At 69.7% G+C, this 11,900-nt stretch carries 10 protein-coding genes; 6 read left to right on the top strand and 4 right to left on the bottom strand.

Features of this window, described 5'->3' with window-relative positions:
• From NDR87_RS02670 to NDR87_RS02685, 4 genes are all read right to left on the bottom strand, one after another.
• A complete protein-coding gene (locus NDR87_RS02670) occupies nucleotides 1–2,076 on the bottom strand; it encodes a neutral/alkaline ceramidase (protein ID WP_251908961.1) in 2,076 nt (691 codons plus the stop codon).
• A gap of 407 nt (nucleotides 2,077–2,483) precedes the next feature.
• Nucleotides 2,484–4,874, bottom strand: a complete 2,391-nt coding sequence (locus NDR87_RS02675) for a glycoside hydrolase family 3 C-terminal domain-containing protein (protein WP_251908960.1) — start codon at nucleotides 4,872–4,874, stop codon at nucleotides 2,484–2,486.
• Nucleotides 4,875–5,068: 194 nt separating this feature from the next.
• Nucleotides 5,069–5,731 carry a hypothetical protein gene (locus NDR87_RS02680; protein ID WP_251908959.1) on the bottom strand — a complete coding sequence of 221 codons (663 nt, stop codon included), beginning with the start codon at nucleotides 5,729–5,731 and terminating at the stop codon, nucleotides 5,069–5,071.
• Nucleotides 5,732–5,988: 257 nt separating this feature from the next.
• Entirely contained in the window at nucleotides 5,989–6,357 is a 369-nt protein-coding gene (locus NDR87_RS02685) for a hypothetical protein (protein ID WP_251908958.1), read from the bottom strand.
• A gap of 409 nt (nucleotides 6,358–6,766) precedes the next feature.
• Here NDR87_RS02685 and NDR87_RS02690 point away from each other — a divergent pair, with 409 nt between their 5' ends.
• Genes NDR87_RS02690 through NDR87_RS02715 form a run of 6 tightly spaced genes read left to right on the top strand, consistent with a single transcriptional unit; the run spans nucleotide 6,767 to nucleotide 11,872 of the window.
• On the top strand, nucleotides 6,767–7,999 hold the full coding sequence (locus tag NDR87_RS02690) for an ATP-binding protein (protein ID WP_251908957.1): 1,233 nt from the start codon (nucleotides 6,767–6,769) through the stop codon (nucleotides 7,997–7,999).
• The gene (locus tag NDR87_RS02695) at nucleotides 7,996–8,406 is read left to right on the top strand and encodes a roadblock/LC7 domain-containing protein (RefSeq protein WP_251908956.1); all 411 of its coding nucleotides are present in this window, start codon (nucleotides 7,996–7,998) and stop codon (nucleotides 8,404–8,406) included. The genes NDR87_RS02690 and NDR87_RS02695 overlap by 4 nt, the downstream gene beginning before the upstream one ends.
• A complete protein-coding gene (locus NDR87_RS02700; RefSeq protein ID WP_251908955.1) occupies nucleotides 8,403–8,774 on the top strand; it encodes a DUF742 domain-containing protein in 372 nt (123 codons plus the stop codon). The genes NDR87_RS02695 and NDR87_RS02700 overlap by 4 nt, the downstream gene beginning before the upstream one ends.
• 28 nt (nucleotides 8,775–8,802) lie before the next feature.
• Nucleotides 8,803–9,375 carry an ATP/GTP-binding protein gene (locus NDR87_RS02705; RefSeq protein ID WP_286013057.1) on the top strand — a complete coding sequence of 191 codons (573 nt, stop codon included), beginning with the start codon at nucleotides 8,803–8,805 and terminating at the stop codon, nucleotides 9,373–9,375.
• Nucleotides 9,372–10,637: a cytochrome P450 gene (locus NDR87_RS02710; protein ID WP_251908953.1), complete on the top strand. Its 1,266-nt coding sequence runs from the start codon at nucleotides 9,372–9,374 to the stop codon at nucleotides 10,635–10,637. Before NDR87_RS02705 ends, NDR87_RS02710 begins: the two co-directional genes overlap by 4 nt.
• Nucleotides 10,634–11,872: a cytochrome P450 gene (locus NDR87_RS02715; protein ID WP_251908952.1), complete on the top strand. Its 1,239-nt coding sequence runs from the start codon at nucleotides 10,634–10,636 to the stop codon at nucleotides 11,870–11,872. Before NDR87_RS02710 ends, NDR87_RS02715 begins: the two co-directional genes overlap by 4 nt.
• The last annotated feature ends 28 nt before the right edge of the window (nucleotides 11,873–11,900 follow it).

Genomic DNA, 11,900 nt, shown 5'->3' on the forward strand with positions numbered 1-11,900 from the left:
TCAGCCCACGTCGAATTCGGGCGAGACGCCCGCGATGGGCGCGAGCCGACCGACGCCATCGCGGCTGTCGCCGAAGTACGCGATGCGATAGCGACCGGGCCGAGCATCCGGCGGAATGGTCCAGTCGATCCGAATGAGCGAGGCCGCGGGCTGGCCGTCGGGACGCGACCAATGCAGCTCGGTGCACCAATCGTTGTCGTCGAAGACCCGCCGCCAGCCCGTGCCGTCGACCCGCTGCACCTCGAAATAGGTTCCACCGTTGTGAAAGTCGTTGTTCGGGTGGGCACCGGCGAAGGTCACCGAGGCGGTGGCGCCCACCGCATAGCCGGGCGCGGGTGCGCTCAGCACGTCGCCGAAGCCGTGCCCGGCCACCGGCACGTCGGGCGGGACGGGCGGCAACAGGTTCGGCTGCGGGCCCGAGGTCCAGTCCAGCGGTGCGGGGCCGCGACCCGGATCGACGCGCGCGGCCAAAGCCCGTGCCAGCCGGTCGAATTCCTGCAGATACGCCGACAGCGTCCACCGGCCGTACAGTGTCTCCCCGCCCTCGTACTGCTGCGACACGTACTCCTCGGGTGTGGTCACATATCCGCTGTAACCGTTCGCGTACCCCTGCAGCAATACATTCGATACCGGCACCCCGAGCGCCCGTGCCACCACCCGGCGAATGCGCAGACCCGAGACCACGGTGAATTCGGCCGGGCCACAGGCCAATACGAGCTCACCGAGGCGGAGGATCTGAATCGCCAGCACCCCCGGCGCCCATGGCCGCGGCGGCATGATCCCCAGTGGCGCGACGATCAGCTTGGGCGCCTGCACATCTCGCATCCACTGCTCGACCGGCGCGTCCACCCCGCCGAGCGCGGCGACGAGCGGATTCTGCTCGCCCTCGAACAGGAACGGCAACTGGGTCTTCCAGTTGTCCTCCGAACTCGTGGCCGCCGCCGCGGCGCCCATCATCGCCGGGCCGGTGCGCGCGGGCTTGCCGTCGGGGGTGTATTCGCCGTCGATGGCGGTGTCGGCCATGTTCACATATCGCAGTACGGCATCCACGCCGCCGCCCGACATCGGCCGCGCCGCGGCGAAGGCCGCCCGCCCTGCCTGGTATTGGCGTTCGCCGACCAGGGCGCAGTTGGCCCGGTTGTCGTCGGTCGGACCGCTCGGATGCCACGGCGTGCGATTCAGATTCGGCGTGATATCGCCCGGATTGGTCTGGGCGAAGGCGGCCACGAACTCCGGCGGGCCGTCCAGGTGGCGCACGCCCATCTCGTCGTGCTCCCACCGGTAGCTCGCATAGCCCTTGTTGTCGGCGGAGATGAGGGTGTTGTGGTCGGTGAGCGAGGTGCCGTGGGTGGCGAACCAGGTGATCGCGCCGACGTCGCGACCGCCCTGGCGCAGCCGCAGCACGGTGACGGCCGGATCGATCGCGTTCGGGAATTCGGCCTTGTCCTCGGCGGGGTTGAGCTCGAAGGCGACCCGGGAGCGGTTGGCCGACGCGTCGTGCAGCTCACCGCGCCCGAGCAGCAGCGTGCCCGGGGCGAGCCGCTCGTGCGCGGCGGCGATGGCGGCCACGATGCCGTTCACCTCGGCCTCGTGCGAATTCTGCTGAAATCCGTAGGCGGCCAGCGAATACGCGTACTCGCGAGCGGTGCCGCCGCAGGAGTTGTGGTTGTGGGTGGCGTTGAGGTTGACATTGCGCTCGGTGTAGAGATCGCCGAAGCGCTGTGCCAGCCGCTGCAGCACGGCCAGGTGCACCGATTGGAACAGACACGCGATATCGGCCGTCACGAAGGCGATCCGGTCGCCGGTGGCCCGGTCCACGATGACATAGGCCCGCGCCCAGCAGCGCATGAGCAGGCCGGTGGCGACCTGGTCCAGTTCGGAGTAGCCCATCATGCCCTGGCCCGCGACCGCGCCCGTGACATCGCCGATGCCGCAGCCGATCAGATAGTCCTGGCCCTCGCCCGTGCGGTGGCGCGGATCGCCGGGCCGCGCATTCGCCACCGCGGACCCGCCCGCACCCACCGCCAGCATCGCGCCCGCGGTGCCGCTCAGCATCGATCGCCGGGAGACCGTCACACGCGCTCCTAGGGTTCCGGGACGTCACCGTCGCCGCGTCTACCTGATTCGGCGAAGCGTACTGGTCATCCGTCCAGTACGCTAGCGTTCTGGCCGATCTCGCTGCTGTGAGCGTAGGGGAACGGGAAGCGGAGACGGCTCAGGTGGCCGGAATATTCGAATGCCCGGCCGGATCGCGGGAAGCGATCCGGCCGGGCATTCGCCCTTTCGGGACGTTGCCGGCACGGCCCTGGTGCGCCGGCAACGCGTCGGTGGGGCCCTCGGGGGCCCGTGGCCACTCTGCCGAGGAGACTACCTAGCCGAAACGTACAGCCGCGCAGGGGGTCTCACAATCGCCTTACCCATTCTCTTGGCGAGTTCCCGGGCTATTGCCAGGGCATTCTCAGCAATGGTGACCGATTCGCGTACTATCGGGCGATTCGGGCCGTCAGTGGCAGGTCGACGACCGAGGTGCCCACGTGCAGTGTGAAGGTTCCGCCCTCGATGGCCCAACCCTCCGCGGTCCAGTGCTCGAATGCCCGCCGCGGCAGTGCGATCTGGATGCGACGGGATTCGCCGGGTTCCAGTGTGCAGGTTTCGAACGCCGCAAGCCACCGAATCGGACGATCGATCGCGCTGCCGGGCCGTGACAAGTAGGCCTGGACCACCTGCTTGCCGGATCGGTCGCCGGTATTGCGCACGGTGACCTCGGCATTGTCACCGATCACCGCGAGATCGCTCAATTCCCATGTGGTGTAACCCAATCCGTGTCCGAAGGGGTAGGCGGGTTCGGTGCCCGCGCGCAGCCAGGCCCGGTATCCGATGTGCAGGCCCTCGAGGTAGGCCAGCGCGCCCTCGGCGTCGGGTGTGGTGTTCAGCACCGGAGCGTCGGTCATCGCCTTCGGCCAGGTCGTCGGCAGCCGACCGCCCGGTTCGCGGACGCCGGTCAGCACCTCGGCCAGGGCCGCGCCGAACTCCTGGCCCGGGAACCACGACAGCAGCACCGCGGCCACGTCGTCGCGCCAGGGCATCTCCACCGGCGCACCGGAATTCACCACCACGATGGTGCGCGGGTTGACCGCGGCCACGGCAGCGACGAGTTCGTCCTGGCGGCCCGGCAGTGTCAACGTGCGGCGGTCGACGCCCTCGCTTTCGATCAGTTCGGTGGTGCCGACCACCACGACAGCCGCCTCGGCCCCGCGCGCGGCCTCGACCGCGGCGGCGAACTCCGCCGCGGCGTCGCGGCGCGGTCGGCGAATGCCGAGGGTGAGGCCGAACAGCACGCCCAGGCCCGCAATGGCGTCCGGGGTGGCGACGGTGATCCGCACGTCCACGTCCTGACCTGCGCGCAGCGTGCGCGTAACCGACCGCTGCGGCGGATCCATCAGTGCCGTCAGCGGGTCCGCCCCCTCCGGGAGCACGGTGTCGTCGAGGACGGTCTCGCCGTCCAGTTCCAGTCGCACGTGTCCGACCGCGGCCGTGCCGATCCGCCAGTCGCCGTCGGCATCGGCGCGCAGCCGGGCGCGCAGTTCGATCGCCGAGGAGCGTGCGGCCGAGGCGTCGCCGAACAGGACGAGTTGGGCCGCGAGGCGATGCTGGGTGTCGATGACGGTGTCGCCGTCCAGGTAGCGCAATTGCACGCCGGGAGTGCCGGTGTCGGGATCGGTGAGCAATTCCAGCGGGGCGGGGGTGAGGTCGTCGGTGAGCCATATGCCCGGCGTATACGTGAGCGCCGCAACCTCTTTCAGGCCGTCCAGCGGGGTACTCGTGTGGCCCGGGATGACGGTCGCGCTGCCGCCGCCCATGAATCGCGGCTCGGCGGCGGCCGGTCCCAGCAGCGCGATCGCCGCGCCCGGGCGCAGCGGGAGCACACCGTCGTTGCGGACCAGCACCATCGCCTCGGCGGCGGCCCGGCGGACCAGGGTCCGCGCCTGCTCGTCGGTGAAGGCCGGTGTGGGGCGCGGTTGTCCGTCCAGCGCGCCGACGCGCAGGGCGAAACGCAGGATGCGGCGGACCTTTTCGTCGATGGCCGATTCCGGGATTGTGCCCGCGCGGATCGCTCGCTCGAGCGGTTCGCCCCACAGCATGGGCGGGCCGGGCATGCACAGGTCGGTGCCGCGGGCCGCGCCCGCGGTGGTGCGCACGGCGGTCCAGTCGGAGACGACCACGCCGTCGAATCCCCATCTGCCCTTCAGCGGTTCGTCCAACAGGGGATTCTCGGTCATGGTCACCCCGGCCACGGAGTTGTAGGCGGCCATGACCATCCACGCCCCGGCGTCGACGCTGCGCTCGAACGGGTACAGATACACCTCGTGCAGCGCCCGGTCGTCGACGCGGACGTCCACGGTGAAGCGATCGGTCTCGGAATCGTTGGCCACGTAGTGCTTCGGGCAGGCGCCCACACCGTGGGCCTGCACGCCACGGACATAGGCCACCGCCATCTCGGCGGTCAGCACGGGATCCTCGGAGTAGCATTCGAAATGCCTGCCGCCCAACGGCGAGCGATGCAGATTGATGGTCGGCCCCAGCACGGCATAGACATTCTTGCGCCGTGCCTCGGCCGCGATCAGCCCGCCGACCTCACCCAGCAACTCCCGATCCCAGCTCGCGGCCAGCGCGGTACCCGACGGCAGGCTCACCGACGGATCCCGCTCATCCCAGTTCTCCCCTCGCACCCCGGTCGGACCATCGGAAATAGGCATCTCCGCCAGCCCGATCGACGCCTCACCCGCCATCCGAAACATCCCGGCCCCGGAAATGAGCCGCAGCTTCGCCGACAAATCCAACCCGGACAACAGCTGTTCGATCCGCTCGTTCACACCCACTCCATTTCGCTACCATTCCCGACCAACCACTCGGTAGGCTGCCACCCACGCTACCGACCGATCGCTCGGTAGGCGACCTTCCACGGTGTGTCGCTCGGCCCATGCCCCTCCCGCACCGCTTCGTCGATCCCCCGGGCATACGCGTCGCACCCGATTCCCCCGCCGCGAGCGCCAGCGAGCGGCGGGGGTCACTGCGGCCGTGCCGGAGCGTCGATTCGGGAGATGAGGGTCTTCCCGTCGCGGTCGGCGACAGTGACCAGCTGGCGGTAGGTGCGGGCGGAGCGGTCGGGGCGGGACTCGGCGACCTGGACGTCGAAGCGGCCGTCGAGGAGTGGAGTGATTTGGACGCAGTGCAGGGTGCCCCGGGGAATTGTGGCGATGCCGAGGTCGATGACCTGCGGAGGTGAAACCCAGGCGTCGGGGGTGGTGACCGCGCGGGCGAGGGTGCCGGAGCGGGCGATGTAGTAGGCGTGCTGGAAGGCCAGGATGACGTCGGGGCCCGAGGTGGTCGAGCCGGTCCCGTTGCCGCGCACCAGGCCCGCGGTGCGGGTGGGGGCGCAGTCGGGGCCGCCGCCCAGGGTGAGGTCGGCCGTGCTGGCCACGGACTCGGGGGCGGCGCGCTGGGCGGTTGCCTCTATGCGGGCCAGCACGACGCCGCCAGCCACGGCGGCGGTGCCGATCGCAGCGACCGAGCCGACCATCATGCCGCGGTGGTGTCGGCGACGCGGTAACGCGTGCCGACGCCGCGGCTGCGGCGGTGGGATCATTCCGGGCCACACGGGTTTCCCCGCCGTGGCGGCGCGCAGCCTGCCAGCGCGACGCGGCCCACCGAATTCCACCTCTGACGACATGGCCTCGCCGCACCCCCTTTCCGATCCGTCCCGCCTCGGCTCACCGATTCGGTATCAGGTTGGGCGATAACAACATTGCATATCGCCGCCGCCTCTGCCGGGCGAATGCCCAAGTCGAGCGCGGAAATTCGGATTACGGGTCGCTTTCGGGGAGGGAATTGCGCGCGAATTCCGTGACTGCCGGTAGGTTTTGCGTCACCAGTGGTGGCAGCGGCCCGCCGCGGCGTGCGGGTGCGCCAATCGATACCGACCAGATGTCATTCCTCTATCGGATAAAAGGAATCACCATCTTCGGGTGTGCCGTCGATCTGCCCGGCATGCCGGTGGGTGGGCGCCGCCTCGTGCCCGCGGGTATCGGGCCGGACCGCATCCAACCCCTCGACACCGGTTCCCCGCTCCTCGCGTTCGGGCCGACCGGCCCCGATATCGGGTTCCTCCTGCGCGAGCCGCTCGCCCAGGGGCTGCCCCTCCCGCTGCTCGCGCGAGGTCATGCCGAACCGGTCCGCGCCGGTCCAATCCTCGGGCGGATCGACCACCACATCGCCGTCGCGGTTGCGCACCTCGTCGGAGTCGAGGCTCTCGGCCTGCCGCAGCATGTCCTCACCGGGTTCGCCTTGTGGATTCATGCTTGCGTCGTTCCCGCGCATCTTCTGGGCAAACATGCCCCGCTTGGGAGTGTGATCTCGACTACGCGCGGTCCACGACATGTCATTCGATCGCAACCTCGAATCCCACTACCCGGCATATGTTTATCGACGGACCCGCTCGGTTGGCGGCGCGCGAGGCGGCCGGTTATGCTCGGGCGCGAAATAGCGAAATCGCCTGGTGGTCTGCGCATTTCGGGCACCCCCGGGGCGGACGGGGGAGCTGCGCGGTAGCCGGGTGGACAGGAACGCGGACGCACGGAAGGTGATTCGATCGGTGAACGCGCCCCCGGCCCAGACGGAGGAGAACTCCGCAGCCGCCGAGCAACCGCACCAATTACGTACTCCCGTAATCACATTCGCCATATCGGCCGCGGTCACAGGCGCCGCCGTGACCGTCGCGGTGTGGCTGGCCCCGCCCTCGATACGCCCGGCCCTGACCATCGGCGGCGGCGTAGCGGCGGCCTTGCTCTGCGCCGCCCTCACCGCGGCCGTGCGCTACCGGCAGGCCGCCGTCATCGCCCGCACCGCACTCGAGCGGGTCGAGCGGGCCGCCGCCGATCGCACCGCCGAGGCGGCGGCCGCCCTCGCCGCCGCCCGGGACACCGCCGCCGCGCAGGCCCGCGAGGCCAAGCAGAGCGAGGTCCGCCGCGCCGCCGCCATGGCCGCCTTCGCCGGCGCGGCCGGTCGCATGCAGGCGATGACGACGAGCATGCTGGCCGAACTGCGCGAAATGGAACATCGCCACGCCGACCCCACGGTGCTCGCCGATCTGCTGGCCCTGGACCACCGCACCGCCCAGGCCGGTCGGCTCGCCGACAGCATCGCGGTGCTCAGCGGGGCGCGCTCGGGCCGCCGCTGGGCCAAACCCATCGCGATGGAATCTATTCTGCGCGGCGCGATGGGCCGCGTCGCGGGCTATCAGCGGGTGCGGCTGCGCGCTGTCGCCGAGATCGCCATCGCCGGTCACGCGGCCGAGGGCATCATGCACGCGCTGGCCGAACTGCTCGACAATGCCTGCAACTTCTCCCCGCCCACCACCGAGGTGCACGTCTACGCCGCCGAGGTGCCCGCGGGCGTGGTGGTGACAATCGAGGACAGCGGCCTGATCATGAGCGACTCGGCGCTGCGCCGCGCCGAACGCGCCGTGGCCGGAATCGGCGCCAACGGGCGGCGCGGCGCCACCGCCCTGGACCTGTCCTCGCTCACCGGCACCCGCCTGGGCCTGGCGGTCGTCGGGCATCTGGCCCGCAAACACGGCCTGACCGTGTCCTATCGCCCGTCGGCCATCGGCGGCACCGCGGTCGTGGTGGTCGTGCCGCGCGAGCTGATCCTGCGCCTGGACCGCTCCCCCGGCTCGGTCGCCACCCTCACCCTACCCGCCGCCCAACCCGCCGAGCCGCCGCCCGCCCCCGAGGCGTCCACACCGGAGATCACCCTGCCCAAACGCCGCCGCGGCAGCACCCTGGCCGCCGTCCACCCCGACGGTCTGTCCGCCCCACCGCCACCGAGTGCTCCCCCGGCCGCCACCCCGGCCCGGCCGTCCGCGCTGGCCGCGTTCCAGCGTGCCGTCTCCGGCCGTACCGAACCGTCCAATTCCGTTGCCGTGGAGAAGGATCGATGACACTGCCCGCGACGTCGCAGCTGGGTTGGCTGCTGGAACAACTGCTCTCGCGCACCCCGCGTGCCCGCCACGCGCTGCTGCTGTCCAGTGACGGCCTGAAGATCTGTCACACCCCCGAACTGACCGTCGACAAGGCCGACCAGCTGGCCGCCATCGCCGCGGGCATCCAGAGCCTCTCGCACGGCGCGTCGGTCGAATTCGGCGACGGCCGCAGCGGGGTGCGCCAATCCATGACCGAGTTCTACGGCGGCATCCTGTTCATCGTGGAGGCCGGAATGGGCGCGCATATCGCGGTCGTCGCGGCCGAGGATGCCGACGCCGGGCTGGTCGGCCACAACATGCGCGAACTGGTGGAACAGCTGGGCGACCACCTGGCGGCCGCGCCGAGATCCCCGGGCCGGTCGTGAACAGGCCCGGCCGCGACGACACCCCGGATCGGCTCTACACGCTGACCGGGGGCCGCAGCAGGCCCGACAGCGACGCCTTCGATCTGGTCACCCTCGTGGTCAGCGAATGCCAGCCCACGCCCGGCATGCAGTCCGAGCACCGGGCGATCCTGTCGCTGTGCCGCGCGCCGACCGCGGTCGTCGAAATCGCCGCCGAGCTACGGGTTCCCGTCGGTATCGCGATGGTGCTGCTGTCGGATCTGTTGCACGCGGGCAAGATCACCGTCCGCCATCCGCAGCACGTCACGAACCGCGCCGAGAAGACCTGGAATTCGATACCCGATATGGCCACCCTCGAGAAGGTGCTCGTTGGTCTCCGCAAGATTTGATCCGCGCCCGGCGCGCGCCGACGCGCCGCTGGCCGATACCACCCGCAACGGTTTCAAGATCGTCATCGTGGGCGGCTTCGGCGTCGGCAAGACGACCATGGTCCGCTCGGTCAGCGAGATCCGCCCGCTCGACACCGAGGCCACCATGACCGATGCCGGTGTGGGCGTGGACGATCCGACCGGTGCGCCCGGTAAGTCGACCACCACCGTGGCCTTCGACTTCGGCCGCATCACCATCGACGCCGAACATGTGCTCTACCTGTTCGGCGCGCCCGGCCAGGAGCGGTTCTGGTTCCTGTGGGACCGGCTGTTCACCGGCGCGCTGGGCGCCATCGTGCTGGTGGATCCCCGTCGCATCGCCGACAGCTGGTATGCCATCGACCGGCTCGAATTCCAACACACCCCGTTCGTGGTGGCCTGCAACATCTTCGGCGATGTGCGGCACAGCCCGGACATGATCCGCGACGCCCTCGACATCGATCCGCGTGTGCCACTGCTGGACTGCGACGCCCGCTCGCGCGAATCCTGTAAGCGGGTGCTGATCACCCTCGTCGAACACCTCTATCGCCTCGCCCCGCCGACCCCGGAGATCGCGTCATGACCATGCCGCACCCCACCCCTGGTCGACCCGCACACCCGGCGGTCGTCCCGCTGAGCGGTCCGCGCTTCCACACCGACCCGCAGCAGCTGTACCGTGAGATGCGCCGCGAGCACGGCCCGGTGGTGGCCGTCGAACTACCCGGCGGCGTGCCCGCGTGGCTGGTGGTGGGCTATCGCGAACTGCATCAGGTGACCAGCGATCCGGAGTTGTTTCCGCGCGATGTGAGTCTGTGGAACCAGTGGCCCAATATCCCGCCGGACTGGCCGCTGCTGCCCATGGTCGGCCAGCCCATGCCGTCGATCTACTTCACCGCCGGGGCCGAACATCGTCGCCACGTCGCGATGGTGGAGCCCGCGCTGGAGGCGGTCGATCCGTTCGAATTGCGTACCGCCTGTGAGGAATTGGCCGATCGGCTGATCGACGCATTCTGTGGGCGCGGGCAGGCCGAGCTGGTGGCCGATTTCGCCGAACCGCTGCCGGTGCTCGCGCTGGCGCGCATGCTCGGCTTTCCGGACGAGGACGGTCCGGAGCTGGCCTGGACCATGAAGACCTTCACCGACGGCGGCCCCGACGCCCAGGCCGCGCATCTGCGCTTCGCCGAGCATATGCAGCGGCTGCTCGCGGCCAAGAAGGCCGCTCCCGGAAACGATCTGGTGTCGCGCATGCTGGCCTGCCCCATGCCCTTCACCGATCAGGAATACGTCCTCGACCTGATGGCGATCACCGCCGCCGGACACCTGCCGACCTCGGACTGGATCGGAAATTCGGTGCGGCTCATGCTGACCGACGACCGCTTCGCCGCGGCGCTGGGCGGCGGGCGGCACAGCATCGGACAGGCCATGAACGAGGTGCTCTGGGAGGACACGCCCACCCAGATCCTGGCCGGGCGCTGGGCCGCCCGCGACACCCGATTGGGCGAGGTCATCGTGCGCGCGGGCGATCTGCTACTGCTCGGGCTCGCCGCCGCCAACGCCGACCCCCATGTGCGCCAGCATATCTCCGACGGCGTCGATCCCGCGCACAGCGGCAACAGCGCCCACTTCGCGTTCAGCTACGGCGAATACCGCTGCCCGTTCCCGGCCCAGCAGATCGCCGAGATCATCGCGCGCACCGGCATCGAGGTGCTGCTGGATCGGCTGCCCGATATCGATCTGGCGGTGCCCGCGCGCAACCTGGTCCGACGGCCGTCGCCGTTCCTGCGCGGAATGACATCCCTCCCTGTTTGTTTCACCCCAGTTCGTGCCGTCGGAGGTGCTCCATGAATACATCCTGCCCGCATGCCGAGACCATCGTGATCGATCCGATGATCGGCGATCTGCACGGCGAGACGGCGACGTTGCGCGCGAGCGGCCCGCTCGCCCGCATCGATCTGCTGGGCGCGCAGGCCTGGACGGTCACCACCCACGCGCTGGCCCGGCAACTGCTGGTGGATCCGCGGCTGGTCAAGGACATCTCGCACTGGTCGCTGTGGCAGTCGGGCGTGGTGACGCGGCAGTGGCCACTGATCGGCATGATCGATGCGGGCCGGTCGATGTTCACCGTGGACGGCGCCGAACACCGGCGGCTGCGCCTCAAGACCACCCAGGCCCTGTCGCCGCGACGGCTCGAGGCGCTGCGCCCGGCGATCGAGCGACTCACCGCCGAGTTGCTCGACGATCTCGAGGCGGCCGGGCGCGCCGGCGGGGTGGTCGACCTGAAATCGGTGTTCGCCTACCCGCTTCCGATGCGGGTGATCAGCGAGCTCATGGGTGTGCCGCGCGCGGATCACCCGTGGCTGCTCGAGTCCTACAAGGCGTTCTTCTCGCTGCTGACCCCGCAGGACGAGCGACTACGGGTGATCGAGCAGCAGCACGCCTACTTCACCGAAATGGTGCGTAAGAAGACCGCCCAACCCGGCGACGATCTCACCTCGGCATTCATCCTCGCCGAGGACGGCGGCGAACGCCTGACCGAGGAAGAGGTGGTGGGCAACCTCAAGGCCCTGGTCGCGGCGGGTCACGAGACCACCGTCTCGCTCATCCTCAACACCGTGCGCGCGCTGCTCACCCATCCCGACCAGTTCGCTCGCTTGCGCAGCGGGGAATACGACTGGAAGCAGGCCATCGAGGAGACGCTGCGTTGGGACGGCCCGGTGATCCATCTGCTCATGCGCTTCGCCACCGAGGACATCACCATCGGTGAGACGGTGATCGAGAAGGGCGAGGGAGTGGTCATGTCGTATCGGACGATCGGCCGCGACACCACCCAGCACGGGGCCGACGCCGACGAATTCGATCTCACCCGGCCGACCGCCAACCGGCACATGTCCTTCGGCTACGGCCCACACATCTGCCCGGGCGCGGCGCTGTCGCGACTGGAGGCGGCGATCGCATTGCCCGCACTGTTCGAGCGGTTCCCGGACCTGCGGCTGGCCGTACCGGTGGCGGAGCTCCGCAATTTGCCGGTGCTCACCCAGAACGATCTGGCGGCCTTCCCGATTCGGATCGATCGGACGTAGCCGACTCGAAAGTCGAGAATTCCAAGCA

Origin of the sequence: Nocardia sp. CDC159 (genome assembly GCF_023740735.1) — a bacterium.
Classification (GTDB): domain Bacteria; phylum Actinomycetota; class Actinomycetes; order Mycobacteriales; family Mycobacteriaceae; genus Nocardia; species Nocardia pulmonis.